Source organism: Cupriavidus necator, from assembly GCF_040578825.1.
In the GTDB taxonomy this organism is placed as follows: domain Bacteria; phylum Pseudomonadota; class Gammaproteobacteria; order Burkholderiales; family Burkholderiaceae; genus Cupriavidus; species Cupriavidus necator_E.
On record NZ_JBEFLI010000032.1, the window covers coordinates 1 to 16,019 of the forward strand.

Sequence of the window (16,019 nt, forward strand, 5' to 3'; positions counted from 1 at the left end):
CACCCACCCTCCCGCCTACAGCCCCACGCCTGCCTGCGGGGCCGGCCTCGAAGTCCGCACCGAGGTCCTCGGCGCCGGCCACGTGCAGCGCGCGCTGGACGCCGCCGCGCAGCAGGGCGACACCAGCCTGCAGCAGCTTGTCACGGAATTCGCGTGGGGCACGGTCTGGATCCGCGAGGGGCTGGACCGCAAGCAGCGCAGCCTGGCCACGGTGTCGATGCTGATCGCGCTGAACCGTCCGCAGGAGCTGGCCGGACACCTGCGCGGCGCCCTGGCCAACGGCGTCACGCCGCAGGAACTGCGCGAGCTGATGGTGCACAGCGCGGTCTACTGCGGCTTCCCCGCGGCGCTGGACGCGAGCCGCAAGCTGACCGAGGTGCTCGACGCCGCCAAGGGCTAGCGGACAAGGGAGGCAAGGGGGCAAGCGGGCTGGTGTGACGCGACGCGCGTCCGACGATACAGAAAAGCCTGACGGCCGCTCAGATTCTGCTGCGCCTGCGCAGCGAGGATTCGGCGCTTCAGGATCCGCCGCGCCCCTTAACCTTGACAGCGAACCAAGCTGTCAAGGAGCCCCAATTGCATCACGCGCTGATCGTCGACGAGCCTTCAACGTACCGCACCACGCTTTGCGACCAGCTTGCGGCTGAACTGGACACCCCCCGCGTGCTGGAAACCGACGGCGTGGGCGAGGCCTTCATGCTGGTTCGCGAACACCGGCCGGCGCTGGTGCTGGTTGACGCCGAGCACTTCGGCAATCCCGGCATCGACTTCGTGCGGCGCGTCTCGGCCACCTTCCCCGCGGTGCACGTGCTGGTGCTGGCCGCCACCGATGGCACCCCGGCGCCGGTGCGTGCGCTGCGCGCAGGCGCGCACGGCTTTGTCGCCAAGCAGCGCGGCCTGCCGGAGGTGTTGCAGGCCGTGCGCGGCGTGCTCAGCGGCTACCTGATGTTTCCCATGCATACGCTGGAGGCCGCGCGCCGCCTGGGGCAGGGCCAGGATGCCGGACTATCGCGGCTCAGCAACCGCGAGGTCACGATCCTGCAGTACCTTGCACGCGGCCATTCCAACAAGGCGATCGCCGCCGAGCTGCTGATCAGCAGCAAGACCGTCAGCACGCACAAGGCCAATATCATGGCCAAGCTCAATGTCGGCTCGCTGGTCGAGATGGTGGACTACGCGCGCCGGCATCAGATGGTGTGGTGAGTTGGTGTGGTGAGTTCGGCCGGAGCTCGCCCTCCCTGCGTGCAGGTCGCATCGGAGGTGACTGGTGCCGCGCGCTTGCCATCGGGTTTGCCGCGCCGTCGCACCAACACGGGTAGACTGTGGGCGTGTACGACGAATGTGACCCATCCGCTCGATGCCCCTGTCCCTGACCGCTGCAATCCGCGCAAACCGCGCTCCCTCCGCAGCCGCGGCTGCCCGAAAACCTTTCCTTTTGGCTGTGCGCAATGTCGGTGCTGCCGCGCTGGTCTGCGTGGCTGCCGCGCTGGCGCCATCCGCGTTCGCACAGCTGCCACCGGCGTCTGCCCCGCAAGCGTCGGCGCCGCAGCCGGCCCCGCCAGGGCCGCTCTGGTTCGCGAAGGGGCGGCCCGTGCCTGAAGCGCGCCAGGCCGTAGAGGCGCTTGCGGGCGTTGCCACCGACGGACTCGACCCCCACGACTATGATGCCGAGGCGCTGCGCCAGGCGGTGTCTCAGGCCGCGAGCGGCCCGCCCCTCGCGCCCGACGCTGCGGCACGGCTGGATGCTGCGCTGACCGCGGCAATGGAGCGGATGCTGTCCGACCTGCATGCCGGCCGCGTCAACCCGCGCGCCGTGCATGCCAATTTCTCCCCGCATACCGACCGTCCCTTCGATGCCGCCACATGGCTGCGCGATGCCGTCACGCAGCACCGGCTGCCCGGTGCCATCAAGCAGGCCGCGCCTTCGTTCCCGCTGTATGGGACGCTGCGCCAGACGCTGGCCCGCTATCGCGACATCGAGAAGCAGCCGGTCTGGTCAAAGCCACTGCCGCCGCTGCCGGGCCGCAAGCTCACGCCCGGCCAGTCCTGGGATGGCACTGCGGCACTGGCCGCACGCCTGGTGGCATTGGGCGACCTGCCAGCGGGCACGCAGGCGCCGGCGCGCTACGAAGGCGCGCTGGTTGCCGGGGTCAAGGCGTTCCAGTCGCGGCACGGACTGCAGCCCGACGGCGTGATCGGGCAGGGCACGCTGGCGCAGCTCAATGTGCCGATCGCCAGCCGTGTGCGGCAGATCGAACTAACCATGGAGCGCCTGCGCTGGACACCGCTGGACGGGCCCCGCATGATCGTCGTCAATGTGCCGGAGTTCATGCTGCGCGCCTATGAAGTGCGCGACGGCAAACTCGACATCAAGCTGGAGATGAAGGTTATCGTCGGCAAGGCGCTGGACACGCGCACGCCCTTGTTTGCCGAAGACATGCGCTTTATCGAATTCAGCCCGTACTGGAACGTACCGCCGTCGATTGCCAAGCGCGAAACCATCCCGCGCCTGCGCAGCGATCCGGCGTATTTCAACCGGCAGGGGCTGGAGTTTGTCACCGGTGACGGCAAGGCGGTGACGACGCTGTCGGAGGAGAACCTCGACGCCGTGCTCAATGGCCGGATGCGCATCCGCCAGCGGCCCGGGCCGATGAATGCGCTGGGAGATATCAAGTTCATGTTCCCCAACAACGAGAACATCTACCTGCACCACACGCCGTCGCCGCAGCTCTTCAAGCGCGACCGGCGCGACTTCAGCCACGGCTGCATTCGCGTCGAATCGCCGGTGGCACTCGCACAGTTTGTGATGCACGACATGCCCGAGTGGACCGAAGCGCGCATCCGCGAAGCGATGGCGAAGGGCAAGTCGACCACAGTGCGCCTGCAAGAACCCCTGCCGGTGGTATTGGCTTATGGCACGGCCATCGCGAGAGCCGATGGTCGTGTATCCTTTCTGCCTGACCTCTACGGTCACGATAAATTGTTGGACAAGGCGCTGCGGCAACGCCCCGCGCGCCCCACGCCGCCACCTATGGCACGCGCTTCAGGTACCACCCCGTGAGGCGCCACTAGCACTTTCAGAGGACGCATTCATGACTGACGCGACGCGCAAGGCACGCCGCCGCTTTCTACATACCACCGGCACGCTGGCACTCGCCGCGGGCCTGATGCCGCTGGCGCCGCGCAAGGCGCTGGCTGGCCTGGCAAGCTTGCCGGACGCGCGCAAGCTGGCTTTCGACCATACCCATACCGGCGAGCATATTTCGCTGGTCTACGCCGTCGGCGACCGTTTCCTGCCCGACGCGCTGACGTCGCTCAACGGATTTTTGCGCGATCACTATTCGGGCCAGGTTGGCGTGATGGATCCGCAGCTTTTTGAAGTGCTGTTCCGGGTGCGCCGCGAACTCGCCACCGACAAGCCGTTCCAGGTTATCTCGGGATACCGCAGCCCCGCAACCAATTCGCGCCTGCGTACTTCGCGCGGCGGCGGCGTAGCCAGGCACAGCCTCCATATGGACGGCAAGGCTATCGATATCCGAGTGCCAGGCGTTCCGCTTGCCGATGTGCGCGACGCGGCCAAGACATTGCAGGCCGGTGGTGTGGGGTTCTACCAGGGCGACCAGTTCGTCCATCTCGATACCGGGCGCGTGCGCTACTGGTAAGACTGGTCTGGCGGGGTGAGAAAGGCCATGCCTTTCGACCGATGACGCACAAGGCTGCGATGCTCACGGCCCTCACCCTGGCCCTCTTCCGCAAGGCGGGGAAGGGGACCTGCGAGCGGGTCTTCAAATTCGTCGCCATGAAAAGGCGACGCCGGTCCCTACGGTAATCCTCCGGGCAGTGTAAGCCCCCGATTTTCGGCATTCTCGGCGAGTGCCGCCGCCGCGGTTTTAACTTCTCCCCACTGCATAGCTTCGACCACCATCCCGCGTTCTGCGCTTTTTTCTCAACCAACTCATATATATGAGTTGGTTGACATGCATCATTCCGTCTCCTATGCTGATTTCACCGACGACCCACAGCGAGGAGACAACAATGATTCATGTAGTGCTGCACGACGCGAAGGACACGGTGGCGGTGGCCGTGGTGGAGGGGATCCAGCCCGGCACCACGCTCAACGCCTGGATCATGGATGAAGACAAGATCATCAACGTGACGGCACTGCAGCCGATCCCGATCGGGCACAAGGTGGCGTTGCGCGACATGGCGCCCAACGACACGGTCTACAAGTACGGCATCGACATCGGCAAGGTGGTGGCGCCGATCAAGGCGGGTGAGCACGCCCACGTGCACAACATCAAGACCAAGCGCTGGTAAGCCTGGCGCGCGCTTCCTCTCATCTCCCCACCACATACCCGAGACTCAAGCCATGTCCGTGATCGATCAAAACACCACCTTCTGGGGCTACCGCCGCGACAACGGTCGCGTCGGTGTGCGCAACCACGTCATCATCCTGCCGCTGGACGACCTGTCCAATGCCGCCGCCGAAGCCGTTGCCGCCGCCATCAAGGGCACCATGGCGATCCCGCACCCGTACGGCCGCCTGCAGTTCGGGCCCGACCTCGACCTGCATTTCCGCACGCTGATCGGTGCGGGCAGCAATCCCAATGTCGCCGCCGTGGTGGTGATCGGCATCGAAGACGGCTGGACCAGGCAGGTCGTAGACGGCATTGCAAAGACCGGCAAGCCGGTGGTCGGCTTCGGCATCGAAGGCCATGGCGACCACGACACCATCATGCGTGCGTCGAAGGCGGCGAAGGAGTACGTGCAGTACGCCACGGCGCTGCACCGTGTGGCGTGCCCGATCAACGAGCTGTGGGTATCGACCAAGTGCGGCGAGTCGGATACCACCTCGGGCTGCGGCGCCAACCCCACCGTCGGCAATGCCTTCGACAAGCTCCATCCGCTCGGTACCACGCTGGTATTCGGCGAAACCTCCGAGCTGACCGGTGGCGAGCATATCGTCGCAGCGCGCTGCGCCAACGACGAGGTGCGCCACCAGTTCATGGCGATGTTCGAGCGCTACCAGGGCATGATCGACCGCTGGAAGACTTCGGACCTGTCCGAGTCGCAGCCGACCAAGGGCAATATCGCCGGCGGCCTGACCACCATCGAAGAGAAGGCGCTCGGCAATATCCAGAAGATCGGCAAGACATGCACGGTCGACGGCGTGCTGGACAAGGCCGAGGAGCCGACCCATCCGGGACTGTGGTTCATGGATTCGTCGTCGGCCGCGGCCGAGATGGTGACGCTGTGCGCGGCTGCAGGGTATGTGGTGCATTTCTTCCCCACCGGGCAGGGCAACGTGATCGGCAACCCGATCGTGCCGGTGATCAAGCTGTGCGCCAACCCGCGTACGGTGCGGCTGATGAGCGAGCACATGGATGTCGATTGCTCCGGCCTGCTGCAACGCGAGCTGACGCTGGAGCAGACCGGCGACAAGCTGCTCGAGTGCATGCTGGCCACCGTCAACGGCCGCTGGACCGCGGCGGAGGCGCTGGGCCACCGCGAGTTCGTGCTGACCCGCATCCACGAGTCGGCATGATGAAGCGCATCTGCATCAGCGAATTCATGGACGCCGCCGCGGTGCAGGCGCTGCGCCCGGGCTTCGAGCTTCAGTATGAGCCGGCCTGGGTGGAGCGCCGCGCCGACCTGCTCGGGGCGCTGCCCGGCGCGCACGCGCTGATCGTGCGCAACCGCACCCGGGTCGACGCGGCGCTGCTGCAGAGCGCGCCATCGCTGCGCGTGGTCGGCCGGCTCGGGGTCGGGCTCGACAATATCGATGTCGAGGCCTGCCGCGCGCGCGGCATCCGCGTAATCCCCGCCGCCGGCGCCAACGCGCGCTCGGTGGCCGAGTATGTGGTCACCACCGCCGCGGTGCTGCTACGCGGCGCTTATGTCAGCAGCGCTGACGTCGCCGCCGGCCAGTGGCCGCGTGCGCGTTTGTCGGAGGGCAGGGAGGCGCTCGGCAAGACACTGGGGCTGGTCGGCTTCGGCGACATCGGCAGGCAGGCGGCGGCGCTGGCGCAGGCCTTCGGCATGGAGGCGGTGGCGTGCGATCCGATGCTCGCGCCGGACGACCCGGTGTGGGCGCGGACCGGCGTGCGCAGTGTCCCGCTCGACACGCTGCTGGCGCAGGCCGATGCAGTGAGCCTGCATGTGCCGCTGGTCGCCGCTACCCGGCACCTGATCGACGCGCAGCGGATCGCTGGCATGAAACCGCAAGCCGTGCTGATCAACACCGCGCGCGGCGGCGTGGTCGACGAGGCCGCGCTGGCGCAGGCGCTTCGCGACGGGCATCTGGCCGGCGCTGCGCTCGATGTCTTCGAGCGCGAACCGCTGCCGCCAGACAGCGTGCTTGCGGGCGTGCCCAACCTGATCCTGACCCCGCATATCGGCGGCGTGACGCGCGAGGCCAATGCGCGGGTCTCGATGATGATCGCGCAGCAAGTGCGCCAGACGCTGGAGGCCCTGTGATAAGCCGCGTGCCGAGGGAAGAACTGGAGCGGCTGGCCAAGGCCGCACTGCGCCGCGCCGGGGCCAGCGAACTGCAGGCCGGCGCGACGGCCGCCGCACTGGCAACAGCCGATGCGCACGGACTGGCGTCGCACGGTGTGTCGCGTGTGCCGATGTATGTGGCGCATCTGCATGCGGATCGTGTCGACGGGCATGCAAAGCCCGCGGTGCGTGCCGGCAAGGCGAGTGCCGCATTGGTCGATGCCGGCTGCGGTTTCGCCTTCCCTGCATGCGACCTGGCGATCGACGAAGCGATGCGGCGCGCCAGGGATACCGGCGTGGGCGTCGCGGCGGTTACCAACAGCCACCACTTCGGCGCCGCGGCGCTGCCGCTCGACGCGGTCGCGCGCGCCGGCATGGTGGGCATTGCGATGGGCAACTCGCCTGCCGCGATGCCGGCATGGGGCGGACGGCGCCCGCTGTTCGGCACTAATCCCATTGCGGCGGTGTTTCCGCGCCGCGGCCACGCGCCGGTGGTGATCGACCTGTCGCTGTCTGAAGTGGCGCGCGGCAAGATCATGGTGGCCGCGCAGCAAGGCAAGCCGATCCCGCTGGGCTGGGGCCTGGACGAGGCCGGCCAGCCCACCACCGATGCGCAGGCCGCGCTGCGCGGCTCGATGCTGCCGGCAGGCGGCGTCAAGGGTGCGATGCTCGCGCTGATGGTGGAGCTGCTGGTGACCTCGCTGGCGGGTGCGCAGTTCGGTGCCGAGGCCGACTCGTTCTTCACCGCCGCCGGCAACCGCCCGCGCATCGGCCAGCTCTTCATGGTGCTGGACCCTGGCGCCTTCGCCGGGACCGACGCCTACGCCGACCGCGTCGAGGCGCTGCTGCGGGCGATGCTCGACGACGCGGGCACGCGACTGCCCGGCGCACGGCGCGATGCCGCACAGGCCGAAGCCAGGGCCCATGGTATCGAGATTGCCGACGCATTGCTTACCGAGCTGCGCGCGCTGGCAGGCGAGGAGGGCCGCGCCTAGAGATTTATTCCACAACGACAGCAGACCCGCGACGACGGGCCGGCGACCATAAAACGGAGACACACCATGTATCGAGGTTTGATTCGCACTGCGCTCAGGTACGGTACCGGCGCTCTAGTCGCATTGTCCGCAGTATCCACGCTGGCTGGTCTGGCCAGCGCACCGGCCGCGGCCCAGGGCGCCGCGCAGGCATCCGTTCCCGCCAGCGACTATCCTGGCAAGCCGATCCGCTATGTGGTGCCGTTCTCGGCCGGCGGGCTGACCGACATCATGGCCCGGCTGGTCGGGCATCAGCTTTCCGAGGAATGGAAGCGGCCCGTGGTGGTCGACAACAAGCCCGGCGGCAATGGCGCCATTCCAATATCGGCGCCGACCAGGTCGCCAAGGCGCCGGCCGACGGCTATACCTGGCTTGCGGTCACGCTGACGCATGCGTCCAACGTCACGCTGTTCCCCAGGCTGCCGTTCAGCATGCAGAAGGATCTGGTGCCGGTGGCACGCATCGCCTCGTCGCCGATGCTGGTGGTGGTGCCGGCCAGCTCGCCGATCAGGTCGATGAAGGAGCTGGCCGCGGCGGCGCAAAAGGGCAAGCTCAATGCCGGCTCCAGCGGCAACGGCACGCCGCCGCACCTGACCATGGCGCTGTTCGAAAGCCAGACCGGCGCCAACCTGACCCATGTGCCGTACAAGGGCGGGGCGCCGTCGATGACGGATCTTATCGGCGGGCAGATCGACGTGGTGTTCTCCAACTTCCCGGAGTCGCTCGCCTATGTGAAGGGCGGCAAGCTGCGCGCGCTGGCGGTGACCACGCGCGAGCGGCATCCGCTGCTGCCCGATGTGCCCACGGTGGCCGAAGCAGGGTTTCCCGACCTGATCGTCGAGAACTGGACCGGGCTGATGATGCCGGCCGGCACGCCCCGGCCGATCGTAGACAAGGTGTCGGCATCGGTGGCGCGCATGCTCCAGTCAGACGCGCTGCGCGAGCGCATTGTGGCCTCAGGCTTCACCCCGGCGCCGCAGACCAGCGGGCCCTTTGCCGAGTACTTCAACGGCGAGGTGACACGCTGGGCCAGGCTGATCGAAGAGAAGCACATTCGCGCCGAATGATCGATGCGATTCGGCATGGCGGTATGATCCGGCTTAACCAGATGAACCGACCCGCGCTCCAGGTTGGCCGGCGGCGCGGGAACTCCGACAAGGATCTCAAGGTGGGTGCCAGATTTGATGCAGGCAGTGCGATCGGCGGTGTCCTCTACAAGGACGTAAAGCAGGCCATTCTCTCCGCGCTGGCGGAGGGAGAGTGGAAGCCCGGCGAAGCGATTCCGTCAGAGCGCAAGCTGATCGAGCGCTTCGGCGTTTCGATCGGCACGCTGCGCAAGGCGATCGACGAACTGGTGGCCGAAGGCATCATGATCCGCCACCAGGGCCGCGGCACCTACGTCGCCACGCATCGGCAGGAAGATCACTTCTTCCGCTTCTTCCGCATCGTGCGCCAGGACGGTCATCGGGAATATCCCACCGTACGGCTGGCCCGGTTCCGCCGCGCCAAGGCCGACAAGGAAGCGGCGGCCGCGCTGGGGCTGACCGTAGGCGAGCCGGTGTTCCGCTTCACCAACGTCCTGTCGCTGGAAGGCACGCCGATGATGATCGACGCCATCACCGTGCCGGAAGAGCGCTTCAAGGGCCTGACCGAAAAGCAGTTGCGCGAGCGTCCCAATACGCTCTACAACTTCTACCAGGACGCCTACGGCATCAATATCATCCGCACCGAGGAACGGCTGCGCTCCGCGCTGGCCGACGAGGACGACCACGCCTTGCTCGGCGTTCCCGTCGGCAGTCCGCTGCTGAAAATCCTGCGCGTGGCTTCGTCGTACCACGACGAGCGCATCGAGTATCGCGTGTCGCGGCTGGACACCAGCCGGCATGAGTTCACGTTGTCGCAGCCGTAGGGCCGGTTTTATCGTTGCAGGGGAACGGCGGCCGTCTTTGCACAGCGTGGCACCGATGAAATGCAGAGCAGTGCCTTGTAGCGCCGATCCGCTACGGCGCCCAATCCTCCCGCACGATCCGCGTCAGGATGCCCGGATCGGCCAGACCGGCCTGAGCCCGTCCGTCTGCAAGCACACCGTCCAGCGCCGTGCCCTGGTGATCGAGCACCTGCGCGCGCGTGAGCTGGTTGCCTTCATACGCGAGCAGCATCGGCAAGCCGGGCGGTAGGAAAGGTCCGATGAACTCGGCGTGGTCTTCCATGTCGAGCCATAGCCAGACGTCGTGCGGTCCGGCGTTGCTGGCGCTGGCATCGAACACCGGGCGGAAGGTACGGCACTTCTCGCACCAGCTTTCCGCGCCCAGGACTACGATGAGGCGTGCCGACTGATGGCGCAATCGCTGCGCGATTTCGCGCGCATGGGTCCATGGATCGAGCAGGGTGGTCATGGCTACAGCGCTGACTGCAGCGCAGCAAGCTGCAGCTGCTGTACCCGCGCGCTGGCCCGGATGTGAGGGGAAACGCCGGGCCAGGTCATGCGCAGGAATTGCGCGGCGACGCTGCGGATTGCCTGAGGTGCGACGCGCAGCAGCTCGATGGCATCGGTGACCGTGAGTTCGCGCCCGAGGAGGCTGCGCGTGCCGGGGCGGATGGCGACGGCGTGGGTTGCGACGGCCGCCGCATCGGGTAATGGCAGGCCATTGTCGGCATCGGACTGCGCATCGCTGAGCGGGCCGCGCGTCGGCGGGGCGTCGGGCTCGGGCAAGGTCAGTCCGGCGGCCTCCAGATCGACGCCGGTCAGTGCCTGCCAGATCCAGCCGGCATAGCGCGCGGTCTCCTCGTCGGCCAGCGCGGCAATGACACGGTCGAGATGGGCGGCGTCGCCGTGATAGAGGGCGAAGGTCAGGCCGACGCGGGGCGGCAGGTGGTCAAACAGCGCGGGCAGGTCAGGGTGGCCGAGGGGTGCCAGCCAGGCAAGATATCGCGTCCACCGATCCAGGCGCCGGGTCGCCTGCATGCGATACCAGCCGGTCGCGTTGCCTTGGATGGCGGCCTGGGCGGCAACGCAGTGCCACAGCACGGCACCGGCTGCGCCCGGTCTGGGCATGCCCGCCAGCGCGATGGCGGCCTCGGCGCGCACGGCCATGTCCTCGTCGGCGAGCGCGTCATGCAGCCGCGGCACGGCGTGGTCCGGCGCTTGCCTGCCGAGCGCCCGGCACGCTGCCGCACGTACGTAGGGAATGGTCGAAGCGGCGTATTCGGCAAGCGGGCAGGCCAGTGCGCCGGCGCATCCGGCATCAAGCAGCGCGACGGTACGCAGGGCCGCAACCTGCAGCGGTGCCGATGCTTGCGGCCGGCTCCAGCGATGGAGCGCGGGCTGTGCGATCTCCGGTGGCAGCCACGCGAGCGCGGAAATGGCGCCGCGCAGCAGGGAATCGGGCAGCCGTTCCAGATAGCTCTCCAGCGTCTCTTGCAGGTCGCCGTCCGGGTACTGGCCCGCGAGCCAGGTGCAGACGAAGGCTTCGCCGGACTTTTGCCAACGCTCCAGTGCGGCCAGCGCCGGCCGGATGCCTTCAGCGCCCGCGACCGACAATCCTTCAAGATGCGCATCGAGGCGGTCGTTGAACCGTCGGAAGTGGGGCGGGGTGAACTGGAAAGAGCCCGCAGACTGGTCGAGCCGCAACCAGTAGAACGCTGCGTCGCTCGCGTGGCGGGCCACAAGTGGCGCGATGACGTCGGTCATGGGGTTTGCTTTGCCTGAAGTTGCAGCTCCGCAATGCTGAACAGCCTGTTCCAGCTGGTGCCGTCGTGAAGGGCGGCACCATAATGGCCGGCCAACAGCATCACGCCGTCTCCGACCGAGAGATTGCCCGAGCAGTTGGTGATCTCGATGGGCGCTTCGCTTTGCCGGACGACACCGTCAGCGATTTCCCACAGGCCGTAGTCGTTGGTGGCGTAGACGCGGTCGCTGAACCAGACCATGTCCTTGAAGGGCAGGCTGAGATTGCCCTCGTGGATCAGCTTCCATTCGTTGCCGCGGCCACGGAAGACATTGCCGCTCTGAGCGCCGATATAGACATAGCCGTCCTGGCCACAGCCGACCGACGCGATCCACATATTGGACGGGAAGGGGACCTGGTGCCACGACTTGCCGTCGTAGTGCCAGACGTCGCCCTTGCCGCCGGCTGCGTAGATGTCGGTTTCCGAGAAGGCATCGAAATCTTTGAAGCCGACGTCATCATCGCTGTCAGGCGGCAACGGGCCGACTTCCACCCATTGGTTACGGTCCAGCCGTTTGAAGAGGCTGCGGCCATTGTCGGAGCCGTACAGCCAGCCGTTGAGCTGCTTGAGGCGCGTTACCGCGCCCCGATTGGGACCCTGGCCAAGCCCTCCGGGGATATTCTGTTCATGTTCGACAGGTCCTGAGCCCTTGTTGAAGACCTGTCCCGCCGCGTCAACGCAAATGCACATCAACTCAGGGATCAGTTGGCCGCAGCTCATCAGGCCACCATATCCCTCGAGCTTCACTGTCCGCCATTGTGGCTCCGCACCAAGCTCGAGCCTGGTCAGCCGGGTTTCGAGCTCCTCCTCGAATGGGCGCGGTTTGTTATCGTCCCAATCCTGGAGCTTCACAAAGTAGAAGACCCTGCGATCTTGCACGGCACAGTCCCGCAGGCCGAAGCCGGAAAAGCGCTTCTTGTATTCGTCAATCGATAGAACGTCCATCATTCCTCTTCCTTTAGTTCAGAATTCTTCGGAGGAGCCGCCGCCCTTGCCCGATACCGCTTTCAAGTCATTCGGACACTTGTAGTGCGCGTCGAGCTGCGCTCTCAGGCATTTCTTGTCGCAGCCGGACTCGGGAAAGGTTTCCTGGAAGGTCTTGATCGCATGCTCCCGATAATCTTCATAAGTAATGGCTTGGCTCCGTGTCGTGTTAACGTGCTTCTTCATGCGTTTATCGAGCTCGTCATGCAGCGCCTGGTGCGAACCACCGTGGCTGTTACCGGTGCCTTCCGCGCATACCGTCGGCGCCTCCTCGTAGTTGTAGCCATTGCAGCCGGCATCCTTGACCGCGGCATCGGGAATCAGATGGTGTCCCGTCTGGCCGGGACAGCAGCCGGCACCGCCGGCGCCGCCGGTCTTGCCATATGGCACCAGCGAACAGCGCCGCGCCCGCACGCAAGGGTTGACACGGGCCGCTGCTCGCATGAAGTCGGCGACCGCTTTTTGCGGGTCGTTACGCGCCTGCTGGCCCAGCCGCTCCAGTTCGTCGCCGATCTTTCCGTAGTCATCGAGGACGTCGTTCAGCCGCCCCAGTTCCTTGTAGGCGTCATAGCCGGAGGTCACCACGTCGTATCCGGTGGAAGCCATGTCCCACAGGTTCCAGATCGTCGCAATCCCTTCGGTCACGACGGCGCCGACGCCGCCCGCCGCCGCGCCGGCGGCTCCCACCGCCCACCGGCCGCCCGCGCGTGCGACGCCTTGTCCGGCCTTCTTTGCGGCCAGGTCCAGCGCCTCCTGCTTGATCTTGTCCTTGGCCGCATCGACAATCTTCGTCAACTGGCCCTCGACGGCCTCCGCCAGGTCGCCCTTCAGCGAATTCAGCTTGTCGAGGAATTCCTGGTGCGAATTCGGCCCCGGCGGAATCCATAGGAAGTCACAGTGCTCGTTCATCCAGGAACTGTTGTCGGTGCCGCCCCTGGACAGCGTTCGGTCATAGCCCTTTTCCTTGTACTTCTTCCCGAGCAGCTTGCGGATGGACGGCCTGACCTTCTTCTTGCCGTTTTCATCCGGCTGGTCTTCCGGGCCGCATTCGCGCTGGATCTTGCTGAAGTCGCTGGCACACCTGCGTTTCACATCAGGCGTGTCCATGTAATAGGTCGTCGGTGTATTGGCGGCCATCGCGTCACGAGTGATTGTGGGTCATCGGATCGGTATGGCGGCACACGTTCAGCCCCTCGAACTTGACGTTGGGCGACCAGTCGGTGAAGTAGGCTTTGCCCTTGATGACATGGGACGACACGCCCTTGGCGAACTGCTGCGTGGCAGGTTCGTTGCCGGTGCTCCTGGCAAGGTAGGACTGGTCCCGGATCGCCGCGGGCTTGCGGCAGATAAAGACGGTTGCCGTGCCGTTTTCCAGGTTCCGGGCGAAGGCCGTGTTGGTGTAGGGCACCACCACCGGACCCGCCGAGGGCGGCGGCGGGCTCCAGCACGGGTCCGGTCCCGCGACCGAGCGTCCGTCGGCGGCCTTCGAGCAGATCTCGTCGTCGTTGGCATAGACATGGGTTTCCATGCATCGGCTCCCTACGTGGCTTGCTGTTGCACGATCACGGCGCAGCGCAGGCCGTTGTCGTTGGAAAGATGAACCACGCCGGCGGCACCGGGGCTGCAATCGGCGCGCGGCATCACCAGGCTCAGGTAGGCGAGGGCAGCGATGCCGGTCGCCGCGCCGATTTCGCCGAGCTTGTCGGCGAGCGTGAGATGGGCCAGTTGCGGCCCGCCTGCCATCACACGGGTGAACGCATTGCTGCCTTCCCTCGACAGCCAGGATTCGCCGTTCTGGTCGCTGGCGCGGAACGCGAGTTCGTGCGGTGCAATTCCCGCCTGCGCGCAGGCGCCGCGTACGGCGTCCGAGAGGCCCATCGCGCGGTTCGGCATCGTGCCGTCCCACAAGCCCGCTTCGGTCGCCTGACCATAGCCGGTGATGCTGGCACCGGCTTGCGCTGCGCCGGCGCGGCGCAGCAGCAGTGCCGCCGCGCCTTCCGCAGGCAGGAATCCATCCCGGTTGCCGGGAATGAACAGGCGTTCCTGCGCGAGGAAGTGCTCGATCGCGGCGACGTTCAGCAGGCTGTCGCCGGCGGCGAGGATCACACCGTCGATGTCCGGTGCAGCCAGGCACTCGCCGGCGTACTGCAGCGCCTGCGCCAGGCCCGCCTTGCCGAGCGGCAGGATGCGCGAGCTGTCATGAAAGCGCATGCCCAGCTGAATCGTGGCGGCGGTGATGATGTCCCAGTACGATTCGTCCGTCATATCGGGCCGCTCGAATTCCGGGCCGAGCACGACCAGTGCCGTGCGGCCGGGTTCGAAATGCGCGTGGTCCCGCAAGCAGTCCGATACGGCTCGCACGAGCCAGCGCGCGACGCGCTCGGTGCCCCAGCAGTCCTTGTCCGGCAGGCGGCCGACGATGACCGGGCGGCCGGTCTCGGTGCGGAATTCGCTGTCCTGGAAGTGGTCCATGTTGGTGCGGATCGCACACGCGGCAGCGCGCAGGTGGTAGCCGACCGCGCAGCACAGGCCCGCGGACTCGATCTGCAGCGGCAATGCCGGCCGCGCCTCCGGTTGCGGTGCGGCGCGTTCCCCGGTCAGCGTCTTCCACCATCCCGTGCTCATGCGTCTTCCTCTTCGGCGTCTTCGTCGTCGGCTTCGGTGTCTGCCGCGCGCGGTCCCGAGCACCCGACGCACCCGCCCGCCTGTCCGGCCTGCATCGCCTCCCACCAGGCCAGGTCGACCGGACCGATCGCGATGGCGGCGAACTCATGCAGCCGGCGACGAATCGGCACGCTGGCGCGCCAGACTGCCGAGAAGCGGCCAGCGTCGGGCTCGAAATACAGCGTGTCCACGACCGGCTGGGGCATTTCAGTGCTGTAGTCCTTGCGCAGCACGCGGAACTGCACGGTATCCAGCGCCGGCAAGCGGAACTGCACATGATCGCGCCCGGCCACCAGGTGCCGCAGCACCACGGGCTCGCCGCCCCCTGGATAGTCCATCTGCTGGTCTTCCGGCGCGCACTGGTGAAAACGTTCGTCGAAGTCTTCGGGCAGGAAGGGAAACACGTTCTTCTGCCAGGCCTCATCGTAGGTGCCCGCGTACTGCCGGCGCGGTTCCCAGTGCCGTGCTATCGCCGAGAACGCCTGCGGCTTGTGCCTGCCATTCGGCTGCATGACCGGGTCATCGGGGGCCTCAAGGCAGGGCGCCGGGGCGCCGTCGATGTCGCCCACCGTGTGCTTGCCGAACCAGCCGATGCCATCGGGATTGGCCAGGCAAGCCTCGGTCAGTTCCCGGGCCTGGTCGCCACGCCCGGTCCGATAGGTGCGCGATCCGCCGAAGGCCAGCCCGTAGTGCAGCGGCATTCGCGTAAAGGGCTCGGGCCGGCTCAGGCTGACCAGCCCCAGCCGCTTGCGCCAGATACGCGGGCCCACCACGCGCAGGCCCTTTCTGAGCGGCCCGACCTGCCAGGCAACCAGCAGTTCATTCACCGGCTGGCCATGCGGGCTGTGGGCACAGGCGTTGAACAGCACGTCGCAGCGGGGCTTGAAGCGCGCCAAGTCGGTGCCGTAGAGCAGGGCGCTTTGTCCCGGCTCGCCGGCAAAGTCATCGGCCACCGCCAACGGCTCGGGCGGCAGCGGGCGTGGCCGCTCGCCCGGACCCGGGATGCTCCAGGTTGCCTTGGCGACCAGCACCAGGTGTTCGCGCCCGCTCACGTCGAGCGCTACGACCGCGCTGCCGGTGAGATGCCTGCCCGCGACGACGACTTCCATG

General features: G+C 66.9%; 16 protein-coding genes and 1 pseudogene. 10 read left to right on the top strand and 7 right to left on the bottom strand.

The genetic code is table 11. The annotated features are described in order from the left end of the window. The 10 genes and pseudogenes from AB1I47_RS17080 to AB1I47_RS17125 form a co-directional block, all read left to right on the top strand. Positions 1-400: carboxymuconolactone decarboxylase family protein (locus tag AB1I47_RS17080; protein WP_354684926.1), on the top strand; the 400-nt coding region annotated here is incomplete at its 5' end. Positions 401-576: 176 nt separating this feature from the next. Next, positions 577-1,203 (top strand): response regulator transcription factor, encoded by a 627-nt coding sequence (locus tag AB1I47_RS17085; RefSeq protein ID WP_354684927.1) that lies wholly within the window; start codon positions 577-579, stop codon positions 1,201-1,203. Positions 1,204-1,357: 154 nt separating this feature from the next. Further along, positions 1,358-3,061 carry a L,D-transpeptidase family protein gene (locus AB1I47_RS17090; RefSeq protein WP_407935852.1) on the top strand — a complete coding sequence of 568 codons (1,704 nt, stop codon included), beginning with the start codon at positions 1,358-1,360 and terminating at the stop codon, positions 3,059-3,061. Positions 3,062-3,092: 31 nt separating this feature from the next. Then, complete coding sequence (gene mepK, locus AB1I47_RS17095; RefSeq protein WP_354684929.1) at positions 3,093-3,662, top strand: peptidoglycan L,D-endopeptidase MepK; 570 nt, start codon at positions 3,093-3,095, stop codon at positions 3,660-3,662. 373 nt (positions 3,663-4,035) lie between these two features. Continuing rightward, on the top strand, positions 4,036-4,317 hold the full coding sequence (locus tag AB1I47_RS17100; RefSeq protein WP_354684930.1) for a UxaA family hydrolase: 282 nt from the start codon (positions 4,036-4,038) through the stop codon (positions 4,315-4,317). Positions 4,318-4,369: 52 nt separating this feature from the next. Beyond that, complete coding sequence (locus AB1I47_RS17105; RefSeq protein ID WP_354684931.1) at positions 4,370-5,545, top strand: UxaA family hydrolase; 1,176 nt, start codon at positions 4,370-4,372, stop codon at positions 5,543-5,545. Continuing rightward, complete coding sequence (locus tag AB1I47_RS17110; protein WP_354684989.1) at positions 5,545-6,477, top strand: hydroxyacid dehydrogenase; 933 nt, start codon at positions 5,545-5,547, stop codon at positions 6,475-6,477. The genes AB1I47_RS17105 and AB1I47_RS17110 overlap by 1 nt, the downstream gene beginning before the upstream one ends. Further along, a complete protein-coding gene (locus AB1I47_RS17115; protein ID WP_354684990.1) occupies positions 6,477-7,493 on the top strand; it encodes an Ldh family oxidoreductase in 1,017 nt (338 codons plus the stop codon). Before AB1I47_RS17110 ends, AB1I47_RS17115 begins: the two co-directional genes overlap by 1 nt. A gap of 66 nt (positions 7,494-7,559) precedes the next feature. Next, a pseudogene (locus tag AB1I47_RS17120) lies at positions 7,560-8,599 on the top strand (Bug family tripartite tricarboxylate transporter substrate binding protein). A 101-nt stretch (positions 8,600-8,700) separates the two neighbouring features. Next, positions 8,701-9,441, top strand: a complete 741-nt coding sequence (locus AB1I47_RS17125) for a GntR family transcriptional regulator (RefSeq protein ID WP_354684932.1) — start codon at positions 8,701-8,703, stop codon at positions 9,439-9,441. Positions 9,442-9,532: 91 nt separating this feature from the next. Here AB1I47_RS17125 and AB1I47_RS17130 read toward each other — a convergent pair whose 3' ends face one another. Genes AB1I47_RS17130 through AB1I47_RS17160 form a run of 7 tightly spaced genes read right to left on the bottom strand, consistent with a single transcriptional unit; the run spans position 9,533 to position 16,018 of the window. Further along, a complete protein-coding gene (locus AB1I47_RS17130; RefSeq protein WP_354684933.1) occupies positions 9,533-9,928 on the bottom strand; it encodes a thioredoxin domain-containing protein in 396 nt (131 codons plus the stop codon). Positions 9,929-9,930: 2 nt separating this feature from the next. After that, positions 9,931-11,223 carry a HEAT repeat domain-containing protein gene (locus AB1I47_RS17135; RefSeq protein ID WP_354684934.1) on the bottom strand — a complete coding sequence of 431 codons (1,293 nt, stop codon included), beginning with the start codon at positions 11,221-11,223 and terminating at the stop codon, positions 9,931-9,933. Then, positions 11,220-12,209: a hypothetical protein gene (locus tag AB1I47_RS17140; protein WP_354684935.1), complete on the bottom strand. Its 990-nt coding sequence runs from the start codon at positions 12,207-12,209 to the stop codon at positions 11,220-11,222. The genes AB1I47_RS17135 and AB1I47_RS17140 overlap by 4 nt, the downstream gene beginning before the upstream one ends. A 15-nt stretch (positions 12,210-12,224) precedes the next feature. Further along, positions 12,225-13,352, bottom strand: a complete 1,128-nt coding sequence (locus AB1I47_RS17145; protein WP_354684936.1) for an HNH/endonuclease VII fold toxin-2 domain-containing protein — start codon at positions 13,350-13,352, stop codon at positions 12,225-12,227. A gap of 34 nt (positions 13,353-13,386) precedes the next feature. After that, positions 13,387-13,773, bottom strand: a complete 387-nt coding sequence (locus AB1I47_RS17150; RefSeq protein WP_354684937.1) for a DUF4150 domain-containing protein — start codon at positions 13,771-13,773, stop codon at positions 13,387-13,389. An 11-nt stretch (positions 13,774-13,784) separates the two neighbouring features. Next, positions 13,785-14,870: a hypothetical protein gene (locus tag AB1I47_RS17155; protein ID WP_354684938.1), complete on the bottom strand. Its 1,086-nt coding sequence runs from the start codon at positions 14,868-14,870 to the stop codon at positions 13,785-13,787. Continuing rightward, positions 14,867-16,018 (bottom strand): DUF2169 family type VI secretion system accessory protein, encoded by a 1,152-nt coding sequence (locus AB1I47_RS17160; RefSeq protein WP_354684939.1) that lies wholly within the window; start codon positions 16,016-16,018, stop codon positions 14,867-14,869. Before AB1I47_RS17160 ends, AB1I47_RS17155 begins: the two co-directional genes overlap by 4 nt. Between the last annotated feature and the right edge of the window lies 1 nt (position 16,019).

Excerpts from the sequence above, each read along its gene's own strand:
- mepK (WP_354684929.1), top strand. The coding sequence starts at position 3,093 with ATGACTGACGCGACGCGCAAGGCACGCCGCCGCTTTCTACATACCACC.
- AB1I47_RS17140 (WP_354684935.1), bottom strand. The coding sequence starts at position 12,209 with ATGATGGACGTTCTATCGATTGACGAATACAAGAAGCGCTTTTCCGGC.
- AB1I47_RS17155 (WP_354684938.1), bottom strand. The coding sequence starts at position 14,870 with ATGAGCACGGGATGGTGGAAGACGCTGACCGGGGAACGCGCCGCACCG.
- AB1I47_RS17160 (WP_354684939.1), bottom strand. The coding sequence starts at position 16,018 with ATGGAAGTCGTCGTCGCGGGCAGGCATCTCACCGGCAGCGCGGTCGTA.
- AB1I47_RS17090 (WP_407935852.1), top strand. The coding sequence starts at position 1,358 with ATGCCCCTGTCCCTGACCGCTGCAATCCGCGCAAACCGCGCTCCCTCC.
- AB1I47_RS17105 (WP_354684931.1), top strand. The coding sequence starts at position 4,370 with ATGTCCGTGATCGATCAAAACACCACCTTCTGGGGCTACCGCCGCGAC.
- AB1I47_RS17100 (WP_354684930.1), top strand. The coding sequence starts at position 4,036 with ATGATTCATGTAGTGCTGCACGACGCGAAGGACACGGTGGCGGTGGCC.
- AB1I47_RS17130 (WP_354684933.1), bottom strand. The coding sequence starts at position 9,928 with ATGACCACCCTGCTCGATCCATGGACCCATGCGCGCGAAATCGCGCAG.
- AB1I47_RS17145 (WP_354684936.1), bottom strand. The coding sequence starts at position 13,352 with ATGGACACGCCTGATGTGAAACGCAGGTGTGCCAGCGACTTCAGCAAG.
- AB1I47_RS17110 (WP_354684989.1), top strand. The coding sequence starts at position 5,545 with ATGAAGCGCATCTGCATCAGCGAATTCATGGACGCCGCCGCGGTGCAG.
- AB1I47_RS17135 (WP_354684934.1), bottom strand. The coding sequence starts at position 11,223 with ATGACCGACGTCATCGCGCCACTTGTGGCCCGCCACGCGAGCGACGCA.
- AB1I47_RS17150 (WP_354684937.1), bottom strand. The coding sequence starts at position 13,773 with ATGGAAACCCATGTCTATGCCAACGACGACGAGATCTGCTCGAAGGCC.